Origin of the sequence: Leuconostoc gasicomitatum LMG 18811, from assembly GCF_000196855.1 — a bacterium.
Lineage (GTDB): Bacteria > Bacillota > Bacilli > Lactobacillales > Lactobacillaceae > Leuconostoc > Leuconostoc gasicomitatum.
In genome coordinates, this window is the sequence record NC_014319.1 from 1,464,441 (window position 1) to 1,488,182 (window position 23,742).

17 protein-coding genes are annotated in these 23,742 nt (G+C 36.1%); 1 reads left to right on the forward strand and 16 read right to left on the reverse strand.

Annotated features, from left to right (window positions below; translation table 11 throughout):
* Positions 1–46: 46 nt before the first annotated feature.
* Positions 47–991 carry a DNA-binding protein WhiA gene (gene whiA, locus LEGAS_RS07050; RefSeq protein ID WP_013231817.1) on the reverse strand — a complete coding sequence of 315 codons (945 nt, stop codon included), beginning with the start codon at positions 989–991 and terminating at the stop codon, positions 47–49.
* A complete protein-coding gene (locus LEGAS_RS07055) occupies positions 991–1,965 on the reverse strand; it encodes a gluconeogenesis factor YvcK family protein (RefSeq protein ID WP_013231818.1) in 975 nt (324 codons plus the stop codon). The genes whiA and LEGAS_RS07055 overlap by 1 nt, the downstream gene beginning before the upstream one ends.
* A gap of 267 nt (positions 1,966–2,232) precedes the next feature.
* On the opposite strand from LEGAS_RS07055, the gene LEGAS_RS09970 reads away from it, so the two are divergent.
* Positions 2,233–2,355 (forward strand): putative metal homeostasis protein, encoded by a 123-nt coding sequence (locus LEGAS_RS09970; RefSeq protein WP_010015310.1) that lies wholly within the window; start codon positions 2,233–2,235, stop codon positions 2,353–2,355.
* Between the two features lie 62 nt (positions 2,356–2,417).
* Here the strand turns inward: LEGAS_RS09970 and uvrA are convergent, their stop codons facing one another.
* The 14 genes from uvrA to LEGAS_RS07130 all read right to left on the reverse strand — a co-directional run bounded on the left by uvrA (position 2,418) and on the right by LEGAS_RS07130 (position 23,701).
* A complete protein-coding gene (uvrA, locus tag LEGAS_RS07065; protein ID WP_013231819.1) occupies positions 2,418–5,288 on the reverse strand; it encodes an excinuclease ABC subunit UvrA in 2,871 nt (956 codons plus the stop codon).
* A 121-nt stretch (positions 5,289–5,409) separates the two neighbouring features.
* Positions 5,410–7,416, reverse strand: coding sequence for an excinuclease ABC subunit UvrB (gene uvrB / locus LEGAS_RS07070; RefSeq protein ID WP_013231820.1), 2,007 nt, complete (start codon positions 7,414–7,416; stop codon positions 5,410–5,412).
* Positions 7,417–7,485: 69 nt separating this feature from the next.
* Positions 7,486–9,651, reverse strand: coding sequence for an LTA synthase family protein (locus tag LEGAS_RS07075; RefSeq protein ID WP_013231821.1), 2,166 nt, complete (start codon positions 9,649–9,651; stop codon positions 7,486–7,488).
* 74 nt (positions 9,652–9,725) lie between these two features.
* On the reverse strand, positions 9,726–9,989 hold the full coding sequence (locus LEGAS_RS07080; protein ID WP_010390584.1) for a YkuJ family protein: 264 nt from the start codon (positions 9,987–9,989) through the stop codon (positions 9,726–9,728).
* Position 9,990: 1 nt separating this feature from the next.
* A complete protein-coding gene (locus LEGAS_RS07085; RefSeq protein ID WP_013231822.1) occupies positions 9,991–11,022 on the reverse strand; it encodes a lysylphosphatidylglycerol synthase transmembrane domain-containing protein in 1,032 nt (343 codons plus the stop codon).
* Between the two features lie 25 nt (positions 11,023–11,047).
* Entirely contained in the window at positions 11,048–12,055 is a 1,008-nt protein-coding gene (locus tag LEGAS_RS07090; RefSeq protein WP_013231823.1) for an LTA glycolipid anchor biosynthesis glycosyltransferase, IagA/BgsA family, read from the reverse strand.
* On the reverse strand, positions 12,056–13,285 hold the full coding sequence (locus tag LEGAS_RS07095) for a glycosyltransferase family 4 protein (RefSeq protein ID WP_013231824.1): 1,230 nt from the start codon (positions 13,283–13,285) through the stop codon (positions 12,056–12,058).
* Positions 13,286–13,432: 147 nt separating this feature from the next.
* Positions 13,433–15,214 carry an ABC transporter ATP-binding protein gene (locus LEGAS_RS07100; protein ID WP_010387682.1) on the reverse strand — a complete coding sequence of 594 codons (1,782 nt, stop codon included), beginning with the start codon at positions 15,212–15,214 and terminating at the stop codon, positions 13,433–13,435.
* A gap of 2 nt (positions 15,215–15,216) precedes the next feature.
* The gene (locus LEGAS_RS07105) at positions 15,217–16,935 is read right to left on the reverse strand and encodes an ABC transporter ATP-binding protein (protein ID WP_010387684.1); all 1,719 of its coding nucleotides are present in this window, start codon (positions 16,933–16,935) and stop codon (positions 15,217–15,219) included.
* Positions 16,936–17,120: 185 nt separating this feature from the next.
* Positions 17,121–19,103, reverse strand: a complete 1,983-nt coding sequence (locus LEGAS_RS07110) for an ABC transporter ATP-binding protein/permease (RefSeq protein WP_013231825.1) — start codon at positions 19,101–19,103, stop codon at positions 17,121–17,123.
* Positions 19,104–19,135: 32 nt separating this feature from the next.
* Positions 19,136–19,636, reverse strand: coding sequence for an NUDIX domain-containing protein (locus LEGAS_RS07115; protein ID WP_010382350.1), 501 nt, complete (start codon positions 19,634–19,636; stop codon positions 19,136–19,138).
* Between the two features lie 64 nt (positions 19,637–19,700).
* Entirely contained in the window at positions 19,701–20,351 is a 651-nt protein-coding gene (locus LEGAS_RS07120; RefSeq protein WP_013231826.1) for a YfbR-like 5'-deoxynucleotidase, read from the reverse strand.
* A gap of 73 nt (positions 20,352–20,424) precedes the next feature.
* A complete protein-coding gene (gene mprF, locus LEGAS_RS07125; RefSeq protein ID WP_013231827.1) occupies positions 20,425–22,977 on the reverse strand; it encodes a bifunctional lysylphosphatidylglycerol flippase/synthetase MprF in 2,553 nt (850 codons plus the stop codon).
* Positions 22,964–23,701, reverse strand: a complete 738-nt coding sequence (locus LEGAS_RS07130) for an alpha/beta fold hydrolase (RefSeq protein WP_013231828.1) — start codon at positions 23,699–23,701, stop codon at positions 22,964–22,966. The genes mprF and LEGAS_RS07130 overlap by 14 nt, the downstream gene beginning before the upstream one ends.
* Between the last annotated feature and the right edge of the window lie 41 nt (positions 23,702–23,742).

A 23,742-nucleotide genomic window follows, 5' to 3' on the forward strand; every position in this document is an offset into this window, starting at 1 on the left:
TTATTACCATTTTAGCACAAACGCGTATAGAGTGCTAAAATTTATTTTATAGTTTTGTTAAATCATATTGCATATCATTTTGAATCATTTGCGCAAGCTCTTTTATTTTACGCATTCGGTGATTAGCGCCAGATTTACTAATTTCTAAACGCTCACCTAACTCTGCTAAGGAATCATCAGGATATTCTAATCGCAATTTGGCAATATCACGTATTTTTTTTGGCAACAAATCTAAGTCGCCAATTTCATTTGCAATAAATAATATTTGCTGTACTTGTTTACTTGCTGCATCTGCAGTTTTTTGAATATTCGCCATTTCTGCATTGGTCATACGATTGACCGAATTACGCATATCACGCATCATACGTATATCTTCAAATCGTAACATTGTTTGCATGGCCCCAATAGTTGAAAGGAAATCAACTATTTTTTCTGCACGTTTAATATAGACAATAAAGCCACCTGAATGATCAGTTATTTTAGCCGGTAAATCAAACTCTTTCATGATATTTAGCAATTGTTCTGCCAATTCTTCATGTGTCGTAAAAATTTCCAAATGATAGTTTGCTTTTTCTGGAGAATTAACAGATCCAGCCGCTAAAAAAGCACCACGTAAAAACGAGCGTCGTTTATCTACTTGATTTAGAATACGTGCTGGAATTTCTGGGTGTAAACCAAATGGATCAACACCCAAATCAGCCATGACTTCAGTCACTTTATTTTTGAGTAACACACCATATGATTTATGTTGTGACATGTGATTATGATCCGCCACTCTAACTTCAACAATAATGTCCGCATAATTTTGTGTCAGTAATGTATATATCCGACGAGCAATGGCGGCATTTTCTGTTTGAACAGACACCGTTTGATCTATTCCTAATGTACTGACGCCATTCATTCGCATTAATGCAGACAGTTCTGCTTTGGCATTACCATTGTGAACCAATAAGCCCGTTAATTCTTTTTTAACATCTGCTGCGTATGACATTATTTTCGCTCCAAAATTTGTAATAATTCTTTCATTATTTTTTCGCCATCATGAAATGCCCCTGCATCACGCAATTGCAAGAAATCACCAGCTATCTGTCTGGCCCCCTGCACACTAACAGCAGCCTCATCCAGTTTAACTTGATTCGAAATTTCATCCCATTTTTGAAAATCAACAAAATCATTTGGCACAACAGCATTATTGGCAACAACATAATCTATTACAGGCGCGCCAATATGCGAATTCAAAGCTAATAAATGTTGTGCATCGGTATAGGCATCTGTTTCACCTTTTTGCGTCATTATATTAGAAATATAAACTTGTTTTGCTTTTGTAATACGCAGGGCCGCATTAACTTCAGGGACCACAACGTTAGGTAAAATAGAAGTGAATAGACTTCCTGGTCCATACACAATCATATCCGCACCTATAATTGCCTCAACAACTTCAGGTGCTGCTTTTGGTTCTTCGCCTGGTTCATCACCGGTTACCCAGACATGATCAATTGTTTTGTGCGCATGCGTAATTTCTGCTTCTCCTGCAATAATATCCCCATTTTTAAATTCAGCATGTAGCACTAAGGGTTCATTAGAAACTGGATAAATTCGACCGCGTACATTCATAAAACGAGCCAAATGTTGCACAGCATCAAAAATGTTACCATGCATTTCTGTCATAGCGGCAATGATTAAATTCCCAACTGCATGCTTAGCAAAAAAATCATCTTTAGCATCAAAACGGTACTGCATGACTTGTGTAATTTTGGGGTCAACATGAGACATTGCAACCAGAATGTTTCGAATGTCACCCGGTGGCACAATGTTAATATAATTTCGTAATAACCCACTAGATCCACCATCATCTGCAACCGTAACAATTGCAGTGAGATCGATATTTTTTTTAACTAGTGGTTTAATAATAACTGGCAAACCTGAGCCGCCACCAATAATAACAATTTTTGGTCTCTTTGGCATATTATTTAAGTGTTTAATTTTTTCAACCAGAACACGGTAAGAACTAATTTTTCTACCGTCATCATTATAAGTAGAAATAAAAACACATTTACTTTCTTAAAATTTCTTATTATTATTTTAACGCATATTTTAGAAGGATGTTTGCATTTTTTAAAAAAATAGGTATACTTATCTATTGTAAGTAAGATTGCTAGTGTTAATGTTGGCTGTATCAGCACATTAACACCGTCCCTATTTGCGAAAAAATCAAATTGGAGATCTCCTATCATGACAGAAAAGTTAGACATTGCTTCAGCGGCTCGGAAACTAAAGAGCCCAAACATCAAGACGCGCAAACGTGCATTGAAGGCTATTCATGATTTAGCCAAACAGGTTAAAATTTCCAAGTAATCAACATATTTATTTTAAAAGCATCTATGAGCAGTTTTATTGACTCATAGATGCTTTTTATATTATTTCAATGCCGCCGCACGTGATAAGTCACGTGCCATAATAGTCTGTAGATATTTTCCGGTATACGACACATCGTTTTTAACAATTTTTTCCGGTGTACCGGTCACCAAAACGTTTCCGCCACCTTCTCCGCCTTCGGGACCCATATCAATTACCCAGTCAGCAGATTTAATGACATCCAAGTTATGTTCTATCACTATAACTGTATTTCCCAAATCAACTAATCGCTGTAAAACCACAAGTAAACGAGAAATATCATCAACATGCAAACCAGTCGTAGGTTCATCCAGTATGTACATCGTTTTACCATTTGTGCGACGATGCAATTCTGATGCTAACTTCATACGTTGTGCCTCACCGCCCGACAAAGTTGTAGCTGATTGTCCTAATCTAATGTATCCTAATCCAACATCATTAATTGTTTGAAGTTTACGAGCAATTTTAGGAATGGGCGCAAAAAACTCTAATGCTCGAGAAGCTGACATATCTAAAATCTGAGAAATATTAAATCCTTTATACATCACTTCAAGGGTCTCAGAATTATAACGTGTCCCATTACAAACTTCACAGGTAACATATACATCTGGCAAAAAATTCATTTCAATTTTAATGACGCCATCACCACGACAGTTTTCACAACGGCCGCCTTTCGTATTAAATGAAAAACGTCCTTTATTATATCCTCTCATCTTAGCTTCATTTGTTTGCGCAAATAAATCACGAATATCATCAAATACGCCTGTATATGTCGCCGGATTAGAACGTGGTGTACGTCCAATTGGAGATTGATCAATGTCAACAACTTGCTCAATATTTTCAACGCCATCAATACTTTTGTACTTACCAGGCTTCTCGGAATTATTATTCAATTTCTGTTTCAAAGCACGTTTTAATATTTGATTGACGAGTGTTGATTTTCCTGAACCAGATACCCCAGTCACTGCTACAAATTTACCTAAAGGAAATTTAGCAGTCACATTTTTAAGATTGTTTTCTTTAGCCCCCTTGATTGTGATATAAGTACCATGGCCCTTACGTCGCTTAGTAGGCACTGGTATAAATTGCTTGCCAGATAGGTACTGCCCGGTTAATGATCTCTCATTACTAGCAACCTCCAATGGTGTTCCCGTAGCGACTATCTCACCCCCAAGTGTTCCTGCACCAGGTCCAACATCAATTAAGTAATCTGCAGCAAGCATTGTATCTTCATCATGCTCAACCACAACTAATGTATTGCCTAAATCACGCATATGTCGCATAGATTGAAGTAACATATCATTATCACGTTGATGCAAACCAATTGAAGGTTCATCCAACACATATAAAACACCAGATAAATTTGAACCAATTTGTGTCGCTAAACGAATACGTTGGGATTCACCACCAGAAAGTGTCCTTGCTGAACGTGACAACGTCAAATATTTTAACCCAACGCTTTCCAAAAATCCTAATCGATCTTTTATCTCTTTAAGTATTGGTTTAGCAATTATTGTATCCTGTTGTCCTAAAGTAATGTCATCAAAAAAAGTCAATTCTTTATCAACAGGCATTTCTGAGACTTCGCCGATATGATGCCCATTAATTTTAACTGAGAGCGCAGCTTCGTTTAAACGATAACCGTCACAGGCTTGGCAAGTTAATTCCGTCATATACTTAGACATTTGGTCACGTGTATAATCTGAATTTGTTTCATTAAACCGCCGTGAAACATTATTAAGGACACCTTCAAAGGGGATGTCTACATCGCGCACGCCACCAAAATCATTTTGATAATGAAAATGAAAATCATTAGTCCCTGAGCCATTGAGAAGCAACTCTTGGTGTGACTTTGGCAGTGCTTCAAACGGCGTATCCAAATCAATGTTATACTGTTCAGCAAACTGGCGCAACATTTCTGGATAGTAATTTGACGAGATTGGGTTCCACGGTGCTATTGTCCCTTCGCGTAGTGTTTTGGTGGCATCAGGCACAACTAAATCAATATCGACTTCACGTGTAACACCCAGTCCTTGACAAACTTGACACGCTCCAAGTGGTGCATTAAAACTAAACAATCTAGGCTCCAACCGGCCAACTCTAAAATCTCGCAATTGACCAAGGTAGTGATCGGAAAACCTTAAAGGTGCTATTTTCTGTTCGTCATCACGCGTGACAACGTCCAATTGAACTAAACCGCCTGTCAATCGGATAGCTGATTCTATTGAATCAAATAAACGCGAACGTGAATCGGCACGTAATACAATCCGATCAATCATCACATCAATGTCATGTGATTTATTTTTATTTAAATGCATATCTTGCGTATCAATTTCTACTATTTCGCCATCAACACGCGCACGAATATAACCTTGTTTTCGCATATTTTCGAAGGCTGTTTCATGTGATCCACGCTTGCCACTAATAATTGGTGCAAATATTAATAATCGCACACCAATCGTTAGCTGTTGGAAAACAGACGTAACCATTTGATCAATTGTTGTCATAACTTTGGTGCCGTCTTGTGGATCTTCTGGTCGCCCAACACGTGCATATAATAATCGGAAATAATCATTAATTTCAGTGACAGTTCCTACTGTTGATCTTGGATTATTAGATGTTGTTTTTTGATCAATTGAGATAGCTGGTGATAAGCCATCTATTGAATCAACATCAGGTTTATCCATTTGCCCCAAAAACTGACGTGCATAGGATGATAAACTTTCAACATAGCGACGTTGTCCCTCTGCGTAAAGCGTGTCAAATGCTAAAGAAGATTTTCCCGACCCAGACAAACCAGTAACTACTGTTAACTTGTCTTTTGGAATATCAACGTCAATATTTTTTAAATTTTGAGCACGCGCACCGCGTATTTCAATATTAGTTTTTGCCATGTATTTAAAGCGATTGTAATCGTATATCATTTTAAATATACTACAATTGCATTTCCTTATCTAAATTTTTTTGATACTAACGTCATTATAACAGTCCTAATAGCCTGCAAATTAAGTTGACTTATAATAATGCTTTTAACGTCATCACACTGTCGCGCAATTGTGCTGCTTCTTCAAAGTCCAAAGACTTAGCTGCAGCTTTCATTTGTCCTTCCATATTAGCAATAATATTTTTTTGTTCATCCTGAGGTAAATCTTTAAAAGCGACTTGAGTAAGATCAATCGTTGTTTTACCATCTGTTGATACTGAACGGACAGATATTAAATCACGTATTTCTTTTTTGATTGTTGTTGGTGTAATCCCATTTTCAGCATTATACTGCATCTGAACTTCACGACGTCTCGCTGTTTCATCGATCGCTTCTTGCATTGATCTAGTTACTTTATCAGCATACATAATCACATGTCCATTGGCATTACGTGCCGCACGTCCTATGGTTTGTATCAATGATCTAGGGTTACGTAAGAACCCTTCTTTATCAGCATCTAAAATAGCGACTAGAGACACCTCAGGCACATCAATACCCTCACGTAACAAATTAATACCAATTAATACATCATATTTACCTAAACGTAAATCTCGTAAAATTTCGGTGCGCTCAAGCGTTTTAATATCCGAATGCAAATATGCCACTTTGATCCCTACGTTTTTAAGATAATCTGTTAGATCTTCTGCCATACGTTTTGTCAGAGTCGTTATAAATACACGTTCATTTTTTTCTGAACGCGCATTAATTTCTCCTACTAAGTCATCAATTTGCCCCATAACGGGACGCACTTCAATTTCTGGGTCAAGCAACCCTGTTGGTCGTATAATTTGCTGAGCGACATGATTATCAGTCACACGCTCCAACTCATAATCACCCGGCGTAGCTGACATATAAATAATTTGATTAACATGTTTTTCGAACTCTGGCAATTTCAAAGGTCGATTATCCAAAGCTGAAGGTAATCGAAAACCATAATTCACTAAAGTCTCTTTTCGTGCACGATCGCCATTATACATCCCACGAATTTGTGGCATTGTGACATGACTTTCATCAGCTACAATTAAAAAATCATCTGGGAAAAAATCTAATAGGGTAAATGGTGGTTCGCCTGGATTTCTACCGTCCATCCAACGTGAGTAGTTTTCAATACCACCAACAAAGCCCATTTCTTCAAGCATGGCTAAATCATACTCAGTTCTTTGCTTGATACGTTGTGCCTCAATCAGCTTACCTTCTGTTTCAAAACGACTAACTTGCTCAGTCATTTCTTGTTTAATACCAGCAAGTGCAGTGCTCATCTGATCGTCGTCAGTCATAAAATGTTTGGCTGGATAAATTGAGACAAAATCACGTTCTGCTAACGTTTCACCTGTTAATGAATTAATATCACGAATACGATCGATTTCATCACCAAAAAATTCAACACGCAAGGCCAATTCATCTTCTGATGCTGGGAAAATTTCCATGACATCACCTCGTACACGAAAAGTACCACGATGAAAATCAATATCATTGCGTGTAAATTGAACATCAATTAAGTCACGCATTAATTGATCACGACCATACTCATTGCCAACACGCAAATTGATAACATGTTCTTCGTACTGATGCGGATCACCAAGCCCAAAAATTGAACTAACCGATGCCACAACTATAACGTCTTTTCGAGACAGAAGCGAACTAGTTGCAGAATTACGCAACTGATCAATTTCATCATTGACTGCTGAATCCTTTTCAATAAATGTATCAGAGCTAGGCACATATGCTTCTGGTTGGTAGTAATCGTAGTAGGACACAAAATATTCAACCGCATTATTTGGAAAAAATTCCTTTAATTCACTATACAGTTGTCCAGCCAGAGTCTTATTATGGCTGAGCACTAATGTTGGTTTTCTAACGGTTTTAACAACATTGGAAATCGTGAATGTTTTCCCCGTTCCTGTAGCACCAAGTAATATTTGTTCTTTGACACCAGCATTAATGCCTTTTACTAATTGACTGATTGCTTGTGGTTGATCTCCAGTTGGTTGATATTGAGAGACAACTTCAAATTCACGATTTGTAACATTTTCAGGCATAGTTTTTTCCTCAGTCTACTTTATTTCATTATACAATAAAACGAACAAACGTTCTATCGTTTGTTCGTTTTATTTTGATGATGTGTCTGCATCACTACTTTGATTGTCAGAAGTTGAAGAAGCATTAACTTCCGGTGCATCTGTTTTATACAAATTTGTTGTTGATTTATCTTTATTTTTAGCTAATATACTTGACGGATTTGTTTGTTGTGCAGCCTTTAATTTAGCCAAACCAGCACTTCTTTTGTAATCAAAATCTTTTTTATTGACTGTATGAAAATCAGAGCGTGATTCATCAAATCGCAATAAGTCACCTGTAATGACTGAATCTGAATAGGCCAAGACTTTATCCACATAATCTTGCGTCTGTGTGGCCATTTTTTTTAGAGCTGCATCTGATGACAAAGTTACTTGTTCACCTGTCTTCGTATTAAAATATTGATTATTATATTTCATATAAGTTGGTGTTACCCAATCACCATCACGAAATGGCACTACACCTTCATATTTCGAAGATAGCATGTCTTGTCCAAACATCGTCATGTTATCATCTGGCACACCAAGGAGATCTAATAATGTTGGTAGCATGTCTATCTCACCACCGTAAGTATGATCGACACCTCCCTTTAAACCGTTTGCATGAATCATAAATGGCACCTTCTGAAATTGTGCTAAATCATAATTTGTTACTTTTTCTTTACCAAGTAATTGTGCAATGGCAGGTTGATGGTTTTCCGAAATACCATAATGGTCCCCATATAATACAAAGACTGAATTATCATATAACCCGGCTTTTTTCAAATAATCAGTTAATTCACCAAATGCTTGGTCCAAATAATGGGCCGTTTGTACATATCCATCAACAGTTTTATCCCCAGTCGTAGTCGCTGGAAAATCAATATTTCCCTTATCTAATTCATACGGATAGTGATTTGTGACAGTCAACAGTTTGGCATAAAATGGTTGTGGTAATTGCTCTAAATAACGCGCGCTGTCCTGAAAAAATATTTTGTCTTTTAAACCATAACCCACATTAAAGCTTGGTTTATTAGCATTCGGATAATATGATTTCGAAAAGAAATAATCATAACCAAATGACTTGTAGGTATTATCACGATTCCAAAAGCTAGCAACATCCCCATGAAAAGCAGCAGTCGTGTAGCCACGTTGATTTAAGATTGCAGGTAATGATTCAAATGTATTATTTGTACCATATTTAACCATTGCAGAACCAGTTGAGAGACCATACAGTGAATTTTCTTGCATCATCTCTGCATCAGATGTTTTTCCCTGCCCAACCTGATGATAGAAATTATCAAAACTCAATGTACTTTGATCATGATAAAATTTGTTAAGATTTGGCGTTACTTCCCGACCTTCAACTTTGTAATCTATCAAAAATTGTTGAAAGGATTCCAAATGAATCATGAAAACATTTTTACCTTTTTGCGTACCGTAATACTGAATATTGTCTGGCATTTTCTGTGTCGAGACAAATTGCTTAATTTTAGCTAGATCAGCCGGTTTAGCACGCTTTCGACTCTCCGTCTGATTATATGTTTGCACCGCATTGAAAACAGCGTACTCGTTAAGTCCTAAATACTTAACAATGTAATTATTATCAAATGACCGTGTCAATAATCCTGTGCGATCAGTTGACGCAATACCATAATCCATTAACATTAAAATCACACCTAAAAGTGTTGTTAAAATCGCAAATCGTTTCTGCACACCTTTTTTGTCGATTGTTAATTGCTTAAACACCACAAGTGCAACAAGGATAATAAGATCAATAAAAACCATATAATCAGACCAGTGAATAATAGCAGCAATTGATTTACTTAAATTATTGCCAGTTGAGCTACCAGAACTCAATATACCCATGGACAGAAAATCAGAAAACTCACGATAATACAATATATTAGCAAATAACCATAAGGATTGAATAAAATTGAACAAAATTGCAATCCAATAACTTAACGCACCTCGAAAATACAACGCAACACTTAAAAATATAATAGCTGTAGGCAATGGATTTAAAAACAACAAAAACTGCTGCGTTGCACCATCAGCCCCAAGGTTAAAATTCATATGATAATTAACAAACGTTTTAAACCACACTAGGACAACGTTTAGGACAAAAAACCACACCAGTGGTGCTGACGTGTCCATTGTTTGTTTAATTTGTCGCCAAAAAAATTTGGGACTCGGGATTTTCTTTACGAGGTTCTTCATTTTATTTTCCTTCATAACATACTGACATTCAAAAACAATAAAGGAGATGCCATTCGTTATTTTATATTGTACATTTAGAATATTAATTTAAAATCATGTAAGACATCATATATTTCAATCGCAACCAAATCAATATTATCAAACTGGAATTGTCTGACTTCACGATGCTCATGGATTGTCCAAATTCCAGTCAATTGATCATAGTCAACTCGCAACGCTTCAATGCCAAATGCTTCAAATCGTCGTGATTGATATTGATTATCATTTGAATCAATCATAGCACGCAAGCGATTTAAGATTTGGTTTAAATCACTCATGCGTGATTCTTCAAGTACCATTTTAACGACCTTCCTTTATTTTTTTAGCAGGCAGCATATACGTAATAATTCCTGCAAATAAACCAAAGTAATATGTAATTAAACGCCACAATAGAATTACCAAAATCATTGTAGCTGGATTATTAACAAAGGGTGAAAAAAGCAGTTGAAAACTCAGCTCAGCCCCACCAACACCACCAGGAATTGGAAACAGTGAAATCACCATTACAATCATAATGTTCATAGTAACAATTAACCACGGATTCACATTTTCGTAACCAAAAGCACGAATGACAAAATACGGAATCATATAAAAAACAACCAATTGCAAAATAGTAAAAATACTCGCACCAACTAGAGATTCCCAGCTGCTAATAACACGACGTGATTCCTCATGAAAAGTATGGATCTTTTGTTTTATCCTCGTAATTAATCGGTCATGACGTTCAGATGACATCATTTTTTTAGTCAATGGTGAGATGATGTCAACTAATCGTAATGTCATTGCTGGCCAAAACATCACTAGTGCGATACCAAGAATAACAAAAGCATGAATTGCAATTGCAAATGGAATAAATTGTGCAAATGTTGGATCGACTTGCGCATAAATAAAATGTTCTGCTGAAAAATAGGCAATAATAAAAAACATAACCACAACAACCTGATATACTAAAAATTTCATAAGAATAACAGACAGTGCTCTACCAGATTCAATGCCAGCTCTTGTCATACCAAATAATTGTGCAGGTTGTCCACCAGTAGCAAATGGTGTGACGCCAGTACCTAAAAGATTCAGTAAAGGGACACGTAATAAAGACAGTACCGAGGTTTGCCTGCGGTCAGCCTTATTTAACATGGCATAAGTTGCTGCTGCTTCCAAAAAAATTGATAAAATCATCATTAACAAACCAAAAAATAACCAGCGCCAATCTAAATGTTTGAGTGCTGCTGCTAGCTGTTTACTTTTACCATGCAACTCATTTGTTAAAAAATAGACGACAACTGCAGTTAATACAACTACGATTATCGTTGAAATTTTATCGATTTTCGACATTATTCCCCCCACTTGTTGATTTACGCTAGCTCTCTAACACTGTTTCGTAAACATGTTGTAATTGTTGCCCAATTTCTGGCAAATCTCTGGCCACTGCCAGTTGATAGCCTGATTCAGTTAAATCAGGTAATTCATTATTTAGAATTTGAACCATTTTAGCGTCAAAATCCTCTAAATCATTGGCTTTATAACTGTTAACACCATCTTCTAGCCATTGATGGTAAACTGGAATATTTCTCACTAACACTTTTTGTTTTGATGCTAAGGCTTCTAGTACCACAATGCCCTCCGTTTCTTCATAAGAAGGATAGAGAAATAAATCAGCGCCCTGATAGGCGCCCTGAATGACATCACCTGTAATATAGCCTGGAAAAATGAGATTTCGTACGTGATTTTCCTTCACTAACTGTCTAATTTTTTTCGGTACTAATCTTAAATCTGTATATCCAAACCAAATGAACAAATATTCTGGATGCCTTTTAGCTAATGCAACAAAATCCAAAATACCCTTTCTTTCAAAAAAAAGACCAACACTCATAATAACTTTTTGATCATCAGATAGCTTAAAATAGGCGCGAAAAGTTGTCACTTTATCGCTATTTTTAGCATACTTTGCTAATGGGATCCCATTTGATATTGGTGTGATTGGCTGACTCAGTTGGTACCCTCGCAATAATTGTTTTGAATAGGGTGTCGGTGTAATTAATGCATCCGCTTTTTGATATAGCGATACCAGATAATATTTGAATAGTGGTGCGATTATATTTGATCCAGTAAATGAATTTCTGAAATCTTCGTACGTTGAGTGACCGTGATAGATAACTTTTTTACCCATTTTATGCGCTTTGTTCACCATATGTTTACTCATAATACCATAAGTATTAATATGCAATATATCATAATCAACACACTTGGGGTTAATTGTTACTTCAATATCAGTATATGCTAACGCTTGTTGTTGTAATTTCAAAGCACGGCCAATACCTGATTTAGCAATTAATTTTTGATTTTCGAAATAGAGTAAAACTTTCAATTAATTTCTCCTAAATGGATTTCGTAAAATACGTTTCATATAACCCACCTCATCAGGTGTTGGGTTTTCATCATCAGGTACATCTGTATCATGGTAATCAGCTAATACCGTCTCGTAAAAATCCAGTACACGATGTGCAAAGGTCGTTGCATCAACATCTTTCATTTTTGTAGCTCGCACGATTGTGTCTAATTCTGAGACCGGACGACGTAAATATTTTTCAATTCCAGCTAGCAATTCATCATAATCTGACACTAACGTCCCAATAGCTTCATGATCCACAAGATTATCTAAATAAGGCGAGTGTATGGCAACAAATGGTCGATTTGCAGCCATTGCTTCAATAAATGTCAGCCCTTGTGTCTCCGTATCTGAAGAACTAACAAACACATTACTCATTTGGTAATAATTAATAATGTCATCATGATTCACCATACCCGCAAATATAACTTGTTTTTCTAAAGCAAGTTCACTTACTTGTTCCTCTAGCGATTTTCTAGCAGGTCCATCTCCAGCAATGACTAGCCTTGCCTCTGGCCAAGTTTGTAATAATTCAGAAAAAACAGAGATTGTTAACGCGACATTTTTTTCAAAAGCTAAGCGACCAAGCGACAAAATAATAGGTTCTTCTGAAGAAAAGCCATATTTTTGTCGTAAATTTTGGTGAGCTACCCCTGTGTTTGGTAATGATACACCTGTTGGGATAATACGTATTGGTGCTTTAACACCATATCGTAGTAACGTTTCTTGAACGAGCTGTGATGGTGCAATGACACCAACCATTCCCGACATATAGGCCTTCATCAATGTACCAACACCCTTAGGCCCAATTAAAAAACCTCTAGCAACATAGTGGGTATAATCTTCATACATCGTGTGATATGTATGAAGCACTGGAATTTTAAGTTGACGCGCCACAAATTTCCCTAATAAACCCAAAGAAAATTCCGTTTGTGTATGTATAATATCAAGTTGCAGTGATTTTGCAATTTCAACAGCTTGAATTAATCCTCGAAATGCCAACCGCCTATCTTTAAATCCAGCGTAAGGTACACTAGAAAAACGATAAATATGCGATTCGAATTTATTTTTCGAAACTTTAGGGTCGGTTGATGTAAATATATATACTTGATGACCTTGCGCCTCTAGCGCTTCTTTTAACGTTTTAATCGAAGTAGCAACCCCACTAACTTGTGGGAAATACGTATCCGTAAAGAGACCAATATTCATTGTGTCCTCCAAAGTTTATATGAACATTAAAGAAAATCCATAATGACAATACTGCTATTATACCATAAATTTAAAAATGTCCCGTAGACGCAAAAAGCATGGTGCAACCCCAATTGATTTCGTTGCCCCATGCTTTTAATTTTCTGTTTAATCAAATACCATCTGATTATGATACAATTCAGAATAAAAGCCACCTTTGCTAAGTAATGCTTCGTGAGATCCTTGCTCTATGACCTTACCATCCTTGAGTACCACAATTTTATCAGCACCTAGAATCGTTTTCAAACGATGAGCAATCACAAAACTGGTCCTTCCAGCAATCACATTATCCATGGCTGCTTGGATACGTGCCTCAGTTACCGTATCAACGTTTGAAGTCGCTTCATCCAAAATCAAGAAAGCAGGATTTGTTAAAATTGTTCGTGCTATCGCAAGTAACTGCTTTTGTCCAGTCGAAAATACCGAATTTTCATCGTCCACTATCGTCTGATAACCTGCTGGTAGTGAGACAATAAATTCATGAATATTTGCCTGTTTTGCAGCATTTATCATATCTTCTTCCGTTGCCTTTGGCGCCCCAAATTTAATATTATCAGCAACAGTCCCACTAAACAAGACTGAATCTTGCAGTACAATACCGACATGATCACGTAATGATTTCAAATCCAAATGACGTATGTCAACTCCATCAAATTTAACTGCACCATCATCAACATCATAGAATCTATTCAATAAATTCATAACAGTCGTTTTACCGGATCCAGTTGGTCCAACTAAAGCGACCATTTCACCCTTGTCAACTTGAATTGACACACCATGTAAAATTTCTTTATCAGCTGTATAGCCAAAATGAATGTTTTCTAGTGTCACACCAGATTTTATGGAACTTAATTCTTGACCATCAGCTGGATTAATTTCTTCGTCTTGATCATGTACATCTGATAATCGACGTGCACCAGTGACAGCTAACTGTAACATGTTATAAATTGATGTAATTTGTGTAATTGGTTGGTAGTATTGCTGTGAATAGTTTACAAATACAACAATTAGTCCTAAACCAACTGCTTTATCCATGCCTTCAGAAACGATTAACCATGATCCAAAAAAAATCACAATTGCCAAATTCAGTAAAGATAATCCTTGCATCAAGGGAAATAGCATCCCAGAATATACTTGTCCTTTAAAAGTCGCTTGTTTCACTTTTTCATTGTGGGGCATAAATCCAGCAATTGATTCTTCCTGTAAGCCTTGGGTGATAATAATTTTTTCACCATTTATTTGTTCATTAATGTAGCCATTCATGCTGCCTGTTGCATCTTGTTGTGCATCAATAAAATGGCGTGCACGTGAAATAATCACCCAAGCAATAATAATGGCTACTGGTGTTGAAGCCATTGTGACCCATGCTAATTTAACATTCTGATCAAACATCATCCAAATAATACCAACAAATAAAGCAAATTGCGATAAAAGTTGGAAAATTGCCTGATTCATTGCATTGAAAATGTTATCTAAATCTGATGTAAATAAAGATAGTATTTCGCCATCGCGATGTGTATCAAAATATTTAATTGTCATTCTTTGCAGTTTAGCAAATAAACCAATACGCATACGCCCAGATGCTTGTGCCGACACACGAGAAGACAAAAAGCTCGAGATAAACATCGTAATTGCGGTCAGAATGAAGAACAACATCATCGATTCAAGTGCGTGGTAAAAGGGCGTTTTACTGGCAATTGCATGTGTAGTTGGATTCATATATTGACCAAGATAATTTGCTAACTCTGTAATTGCTTTGCCCATATACGATGGTGCTTTCACTTGAAAATAAGTTGAAACAATCGTTATTACCACAACAAATGTTAAACTGATCCAATATTGTTTCAAGTAACTAGCAAAATATTTAATGGCACGTTTTACATCAACCATGTTCAGTTACCCCTTTTGGCTTTCTGCGTTTCATAAATTTCAGTATAAATTGGTGATGACACTAACAATTCTTTATGTGAGCCAACACCAACCAATTTTCCACCGTCTAATACTAATATGCGATCTGCATGAATAACTGAGCTGATTTTTTCAGCAATGACAAAAGTTGTTGTTCCAGAAAGTTCATTGTCTAACGCCTCCTGAACAAGTTTTTCCGACCGTGCATCCAAAGCAGAGGTTGAATCGTCTAAAATTAAAATTTTTGGTGAACCGACAACACCACGTGCAATTGATAATCGTTGCTTCTGCCCGCCTGAAAAATTAGCTGAACGTTCTTCTACAAGATGCTCGAAACCATCATCATATTGATCAATAAATTCGGCTGCTTGTGCAATTTCGGCTGCTCTTTTTAAATCTTGATTGCTCGCTGCCTTTTTACCTTGACGTAAATTATCTGAAATATTGCCACTAAACAATATGGCTCGTTGTAAAACAAATGATACGGTAGCGCGTAATGATTTTTCGTTGACTTCTTTTAAGTTGACACCACCAACACGTACTTCACCATCAGTCGGGTCATATAATCGTGGAATAAGTTGTGCTAAAGTCGACTTCCCTGAACCAGTAGCCCCGACAATACCAATCATTTCTCCAGATTTAACATTAAATGATATATTTTTAAGAGCTGGTTGCTCATCTCCCGGATAAGTGAATGATACATTTTCAAACGATACATCACCAGACAACTTTTTTTCTGGTGCATCAGAATGATAAGTGAGATCAGCCTTTGTATCCAAAACTTCTTTTATACGACCAAGTGATACAAATCCACGTGAGGCAAACGTTGACATCATGCCTCCAATCATAATAGCAAAAAATATTTGCATCAAATATGAAATAAATGATGTAATCGCTGCTAAATCATCAGGATTTTGTACAATACCTCGACCGACAAATAAAACTGCCGCACCAATAGCTAAATAAGAAATTAACATAAACATCGGAATCATCGTGGAGAATAAATAACCAATGGTCGTTGTCACACCAGTTAAATTATTTGAATTTTCAGTAAAGCGTTGTTGCTCATTTGTCTCTTGATTAAATGATTTGACAACACGCACACCTTGCAAATTTTCTTTAGCTAATGTATTTGTCTTATCAATTAAATTTTGAATTTGAATAAAATACTTACCCATTTGTTTAAAAACAATTTGAGATGCCAATGCAATGAGAATGACCATTAAAACCACAATCCACCAAAGTTTTGGTAAAGTGATCAATGCCAAAATAAATGCCCCAATAAACAATATTGGAATACGCGTTAAAGATTGTAAAACCATCATAATCAATTGTTGCACTTGGTTAATATCATTTGTCATTCGCACAACTAAATTGCCCGCTGAAAAATTTTCAATATTACTAAATGAAAATGATTGAATTTTTTGATATTCATTTGCTCGTATATCAGCCGCAATACTTTGTGATATCTTGGCGGCAAAAATTGTATTAATGACACCAGCAATCAAACCAATTACTGCTAAAATAATTAACTGTACCCCATATACCATAACCTTGTGTTGATCATCAGCAATAATTGCTTTCATCACGCTTTGCAACAAACGTGGTTGCCATAAAGACGCACCCGCCATAATCACAACAGCAATAATCGAAAAAATGATATCTCGCAAATAAGGCCTCGCGTGTTCCTTTAAAATTTGCATTGTTAACTCCTCTTTAAATGATAATTTTTTAAATATTATAACATGTAATCATTATATCAAACCATTGTGTGACAGATATTTTTTGTAACAAAAAAGCCGCTTTTTATTAATGAATGGTTCAATTAACAAGCGACTAATTTTTTCAAGCACTATTTAATTCACAGATAAATTTAATTTATTAATGTTTAATCAGCAGCTAAAGCATCAATCGTATTTAGTTTTGCTGCTCGTCGTGATGGCACAAAACTGGCAATTAATGCAATTAATATCGAAATAACGACTGCAAAAATAACATTACCAACTGACACCTGTACAATACTGAAATGTATTAACCCATTTAATGCAGTATTCATTAAGATTTGTCCAATATAAGCTATCGTAATACCCACAACTGCTGATATGATTCCTATCAATAATGCTTCATTTGTAAACAGGCCTCGAATATCCTTAGAGCGAGCACCAAGTGCCCGAAGCACACCAATTTCACGTGTACGTTCGGAAACAGACATGTATGTTGTCACGATGATCATAATAGCTGAAACGAGCAATGAGATACCAGCAATCGCAGCCAACACATATGATGCTAAACTGGTAATTGTATTAATGGTACTTAAAATATCAGTCAATGATACACCAGCAAAACTTTGCATACCATTACTTTGTAGTTTATTAATACGTTTCATCGTTGCACTAACTGCTTTAGTATCTTTTATTTCAACTGCAGCATAGTTCGCTTCTGTTACTGCATTATTCTTTTTCAAATCATTTTGCATTGTTGACCAATTTTGAATAAACATTGCGCCTGATTGACCACCATCAGTCATACCAGCAATTTTTGCTGAAGTAGCAATGACAACTGGTCGATTTGATGAATCAAACGCCATATAGCTAAATGAGATTGTTTTCCCAATCAGTGCCTGATAGTTACTTTGAATTTTTTTAGCGTATGCCTGATCAATTAATACTTCACCAGATTTTGCTTGATGTCCAGCTTTAATTGTCTTTTTAGAAAATTGTGGTGACCATGATTGTATTTGCACTGGTTGTGACTTCACATTACCATACGTAAACACAGCATTACTAAACTGACCACCAGCATAAACCGCGTCAACGCCCTGCACATTGTCTAGACGGTTTAGCATAGCTTTATTCATTGTTGTAGACGAATAGTTTGTTGCCCTAGCTTGTGCAGTTGCTTGCATACGTTCTGCCGCACTAGCATCTTTATCCTTAGTCGTATTACGAACAACGGACTGATAATTTGGATTGACAAGAGCATCAACTTGATTGGTAATATATCCTTTAATACCATTACCTAATCCCAAAAAAATTATAACCGAAAATACGCCGATTGCTGAACCTAATATAATTAAAAAATTTTGAAGCTTTTTATACTTTAAATGATCAAATGCCATATCCCAAATTGAAGATGATTTCAAAGGTCGTGAAGTTAAGCGCTTTGTATTTTCCGGCACTAAAAATTTATCCTTCAAATACTTTTCTTCGTCAATCTTCCCATCGGCCATGTGTAGAATGCGTGTCCCGTATTCTGCAACTGACTGTGAATGGGTCACAACAATAACCAGTTTACCCTCTTCAGCAATTTGTTTTAGTAATTCAAGCACTTCAGTCGTATTAACAGAATCAAGTGCCCCAGTTGGTTCGTCGGCAATCATGATATCTGGGTCAGAAGCCAGTGCACGTGCAATAGCGACACGTTGTTTTTGACCACCTGATAATTGCGATGGGTATTTGTGAAGATGCTCGACCAAGCCAACTTTCGTTAACAGTGCTTTTGCCCGATCTTTACGTTCAGCAGCTGATAACGTTGTCATGTTCAAACTCGTCTCAACGTTTTCTAAATTAGTTTGATAATTAATTAAATTAAAGCTTTGAAAAATATAACCAATTGTTTCACGGCGATAAACGTCAAGCTTCTTTTCTTGCCTATGATCAAGTTTATCACCGTTGACTTCAACGATTCCTTCAAAATTACGATCTAGCCCACCAATAATGTTCATTAAAGTAGACTTTCCACCACCCGATTCACCAAGAATCGAAACAAATTCTCCTTTGTCAAACGACAAATCAATGCCATTTAGAACAGGAAATTCTTCCTTACCTAGGTAGTATGATTTTTTAATATTCTGGAGTTCTAAGAATGCCATATTTTTCTCTCTTTCAATTATGTTAAATTAAGTCATTCGCCATGTTCGCGAATCCAAGGTTTGTCACTAACTTCATTTTCTGTCAAAACACTATGTATGGTTTTTTGTGCCTGTGGCACAAACATTTTTGGCTCAGGAACAACAGAAACATATTCTAAATCAACTGTTTCTGTGCCATCCTTACATAAGGTACCACCAAGATATCGCATCTCAAAGCCAATACCAATGCTTTCTTGTGCATCACCCCATGAATTTTCATCTGTAATATTTGTAGACAAACCAAGCATACGTACAACCTCAACATCCAAGCCGGTTTCTTCTTTAAATTCTCGGATAACCGCTTGTGTTGGTGAATCACCATACTCAAGATACCCTCCCGGAAAGCCCCAGCCCTCGTCAGAGTCCCAACGTTTTTCAAGTAAAATTTTATCATGCTGTTCATTCCATAAAATACCATACGCTGACACAAAGATCATGCCTTCGTGCCCAATTTTTTCTCGCATACGTGCAATATAATTCTTTTTTAATACCATTGTTTCCCCACTAACTTATACATTGATATACAATCATTTTTTAATTTTCAACCCAGCATTTCGGTTATTTTTGAGAAGCAGCAAAATCTGGTAACAAACTTTTAGCCAAATCATATAATTGATTTTTACTAATGAAATCTTCCTCAAAAATATCTGGTAGGATGTCTGTAGCAATATATTTAACACTCGCCATATCTTGAAATTCAGCTAGTGCTTCTAAACTGCTCTGGAAAATATTAACAAACACAGGTTCAGGATTGAATTTTTCTAATTCACCATACGCTTCATACATTAAATCTACTTTATCAGATATAGACAAAATTCGTCCCTCAATACTGTCATCCTTTCCTTCCCCTAGACGTCGCATATAGACCGATTGAAATTGACGTGGTATTTCAGTTTTAATAAAATTTTCCGTCATTGAATCTTCTACATCTGCTAGCATAGATCGTAAAGTAGACGTTGCATATTTAACTGGTGTCTTAATATCACCAATAAAACGTTCAGTGTAATCATGGTTCAAAGCCTTCTCATAGACCAGTTGCCAATTAATAGTAGCCCCATTTTGTTCCTCAACGTCTGCTAAAAATTGTGCTACTTGTGCTACTTTCCATGAGTGTGCTGCAACATTATGTGGTTGATACTTAAAAAATCCTGGCGCGCGATTAATTAATTCTAATTGGGTCATCCCCATAAAAAATTCATGCATTGGCATAGTCAATTATCATATATGGCCAGCCGTCTCTCCACGAGATTAAACGGCTAATATATACTTTCCCTCCTCATATTTAAAAATTGTTATCTTTATCATACACGACTTTTATCTCAGGTGCACGTTTAACTCCCTTATTATCAATTTTCAACAAGCCAATCATTACCATCAAAATCCATGATTTTCTAGAATAGGCAATATACATCGGCACCCATTTTTTTGTAAATTTACTCTTATAATGATGTAAACCTTCAAATGAATACACCTTAGATCCAAATTGATAAACCAAATTAGCTAGGCGTTCTCGCCCAAAACTTTGACGGTGCTGTCCGACATTTGCCAATGGTGACATGCCAAGATTAAGTGTCATTAAACCCTGTGCTTTAGCATAAGCAATCGTATTAACAAACAAAACATCCATCACACCATTTGGTGATTTTTTGGTAAAGCGCATCAGATCAACCGCCATCTGCTGCTCTGTATGTGATGTTACAAGTGTTGCGTATGCTTCAATATGACTATTCTTCTCTAAAACAGCAATTGGATATCGTTGGATATATTGATCATCATAGAAACCTAACGAATAACCTTTTTCTTCTCGACCTGCAAGCCATTCATCACTAATTGTACGTAATTGCATCATGATATCTTGACTAAATGGCGGTTGTAATACATTGAACTCAAAACCACCACGCGTTGCTTGATGCATGACTGAACGTATATTTTGCATCTTTTTACCAGATGTTGAAAATTGGTCAAGTACGACGTGTGCCTCCTCACCGAGTTTGAAAAAATCATATCCAAACTCATGTGCCAGCATGGCAATACGTTCACTCACCTCATAGAATACTGGCATGTATCCTAATATATCAGCATCCTCAACAAATTGTTGCATGCCCTCAGCGTAGTAATTAGCATCACCAAATGGATCTCCCATCACCATCGCTTTATTATTAATAATTCTAAATTGTACGGCTAACACATCTTGATTATTGACCTGATAATAGTACAGTCGTTTGTCACCGAGAAACGCCAAATTTGTATAATGCGTGTCCCCAACTGCTAGCATGTTATTTAACCGTTCTTCATCAAAAATAAAACCTAACTGTTGCTGATGCGCATGTAAGTATCTTAATAATAAGACACTAAACACTGATACCATTAGAATAACTGCCACGCCCATAATCCACCAATGTAATGATGGCATAATGCCGGTATGGTTTAAATTATGAAATCGGTGTTGGACAAACGGTGCATGAATAACACCTAATAATAGGTAGCTTATAATTAAGGTCCCCCAGATCACACCATCGACCACTTGTTGTTCCCAAGAATGAATAAACTGCTGACGGTATAATGTTTTTTTACTCAGAATAAACGCAATTAGTAAGACAGCAACGAAAATCACTGGTGCTATATATTGATAACTAATTAATGTGTAAATAACAACTAAAACTAACACTAAAATTGTCGACTTATAGGCACGGATTACTTGATTAGCTACCCCACGTGCACTAATTAACAATAAAAAGCCTAATATAATATTTGGCAACTGATTAGCAATTGCATAAACACTTGGTAATATCCATAAGCGATTTAGGCCCATAACTTTCTGAGCAACATCCGGCATTGTACCAGATAATACCAGTAAAAAGCCTAATAAATAAAGTGTTACAGTAATGATGCGATGTGTTACCATTCCCGCTACATAGTGAGGAACACCACGATAATCTACATTTAATTTACGTGATAATCTATAAAAAAATAAGCCTAATGCACTAAATAACGGTAGTATGTTATAGAATACACGGTACAATATCAACCAAACTACTGCTCGATCTTGGGACACATCAACATTTGATAATAACAGTAACATAGCAACATCAAATGATCCCCAACTTCCAGGTGTCATTGATACAAAGGCAATCGTGCTCGCGATAACAAACAAGAACATCATCATGCTAACCTGAATTGACGATACGCCAATCGTAATGCCAGTAATGACAAACAAGCCCATTTGCAATAGCAAGGCTAAACACGAAATCCCTATAAATTTCTTTGCAATCGCGCGCTTCATACCCAGCCATAAATGTAATTTAGGAATCAATGATATCGTAACAATAATACTAGTTATAATTAAAATTGTAGCTAGCCATACCATAATATCGTCAAATGTCGGAATAATTTTTAAAAATAGTGCTAAAAAAGCGCAAACACTTGTCAATAATAACCCAGTCAAACTTAATACATACATTTGAAAATAAGGTTTTAATTGATTTGGTTTACTTTGGTCAAAAAAAAGTATACGCCTTAAAAGCACACTAACAGTACCTGCAAAACCAGCATTTATATTAAAAACATTGATTAACCATGCACGTTGATACAATTCAACTTTTCCAATACGATAATTTTGCCATTTTGCCAAAATAGTATCATTGAACGTGGTAACTAAAACAGCTAAAAAGCCAAATACTATCAATAACACAGCCTGCCACCAAGCCACGTCATTAATTGTTGATATAATCATTCGCCAGGTAATCTCCCGTGTCATAAAAATCAACTGTATGACTAAAATAATTGTTGTCGTTGGCACAATTAGTCGTGATAAAATATGTTTAATCTTTGTCATTAACTATCCCCTTAAGTAAAAATGGCATGACGAGTTGACTGAATTTTTTTGGATTGGTATATGTTACAAAATGGCTATGTCGCTGTATAACCATAATTTCTGAGTTTTTTATCGCATGTGCAATATAATCGATATGGTGCTTTTTAACTAAATCAAATTCACCAACTACTATCAGTGTAGGTGCTTTTACAAAAGCCAAATCTGTTGATGTGATTTCCAACGATTGACTCATGACATGCAACTGTTCATGACGCCTTCTTGCGTAAGTACTGACGTACGCAAGAAGCCCAGTAAAAAATTGCGCCATATCATCAACAACCCAGAGAATTTTATAAACACCATCTTTTGTTACATTAGGCGCATTTAATACCATTCTCGTGACATTTTTAGGATAAAGCGTTGCATATTTGATTGCAATATTTGCACCGTCACTATAACCCAATAAAAAAATGTGACTAACACCCAGTTTCAAACGTAAAGTATTAATATCTACTATAATATCAGTTATGTTAATGCTATCTTTTTCATTAGAAGATCGACCATGGCCACGTGTATCAATGGCTATCACATGAAATAACGTTTCGTATTGTGTTATTTGACGACGAAAATATCGCGCTGAACTACCGTTGCCATGTAATAAAAATAACGTTTGATGATTTAATTGACCATATTCATCATACACAATTTTAGTGTTATCATCCATAATTACTGATTTTGTTATCATTTTTATATTACCATCCAAAAAAAAGAGAGCATTCTGCTCTC

Bases quoted from the DNA above. Each gene is read 5' to 3' on its own strand.
- whiA (WP_013231817.1), bottom strand. From the start codon at position 991: ATGTCATACGCAGCAGATGTTAAAAAAGAATTAACGGGCTTATTGGTT.
- LEGAS_RS07055 (WP_013231818.1), bottom strand. From the start codon at position 1,965: ATGCCAAAGAGACCAAAAATTGTTATTATTGGTGGCGGCTCAGGTTTG.
- LEGAS_RS09970 (WP_010015310.1), top strand. From the start codon at position 2,233: ATGACAGAAAAGTTAGACATTGCTTCAGCGGCTCGGAAACTAAAGAGC.
- uvrA (WP_013231819.1), bottom strand. From the start codon at position 5,288: ATGGCAAAAACTAATATTGAAATACGCGGTGCGCGTGCTCAAAATTTA.
- uvrB (WP_013231820.1), bottom strand. From the start codon at position 7,416: ATGCCTGAAAATGTTACAAATCGTGAATTTGAAGTTGTCTCTCAATAT.
- LEGAS_RS07075 (WP_013231821.1), bottom strand. From the start codon at position 9,651: ATGAAGAACCTCGTAAAGAAAATCCCGAGTCCCAAATTTTTTTGGCGA.
- LEGAS_RS07080 (WP_010390584.1), bottom strand. From the start codon at position 9,989: ATGGTACTTGAAGAATCACGCATGAGTGATTTAAACCAAATCTTAAAT.
- LEGAS_RS07085 (WP_013231822.1), bottom strand. From the start codon at position 11,022: ATGTCGAAAATCGATAAAATTTCAACGATAATCGTAGTTGTATTAACT.
- LEGAS_RS07095 (WP_013231824.1), bottom strand. From the start codon at position 13,285: ATGAATATTGGTCTCTTTACGGATACGTATTTCCCACAAGTTAGTGGG.
- LEGAS_RS07100 (WP_010387682.1), bottom strand. From the start codon at position 15,214: ATGGTTGATGTAAAACGTGCCATTAAATATTTTGCTAGTTACTTGAAA.
- LEGAS_RS07105 (WP_010387684.1), bottom strand. From the start codon at position 16,935: ATGCAAATTTTAAAGGAACACGCGAGGCCTTATTTGCGAGATATCATT.
- LEGAS_RS07110 (WP_013231825.1), bottom strand. From the start codon at position 19,103: ATGGCATTCTTAGAACTCCAGAATATTAAAAAATCATACTACCTAGGT.
- LEGAS_RS07115 (WP_010382350.1), bottom strand. From the start codon at position 19,636: ATGGTATTAAAAAAGAATTATATTGCACGTATGCGAGAAAAAATTGGG.
- LEGAS_RS07120 (WP_013231826.1), bottom strand. From the start codon at position 20,351: ATGCCAATGCATGAATTTTTTATGGGGATGACCCAATTAGAATTAATT.
- mprF (WP_013231827.1), bottom strand. From the start codon at position 22,977: ATGACAAAGATTAAACATATTTTATCACGACTAATTGTGCCAACGACA.
- LEGAS_RS07130 (WP_013231828.1), bottom strand. From the start codon at position 23,701: ATGATAACAAAATCAGTAATTATGGATGATAACACTAAAATTGTGTAT.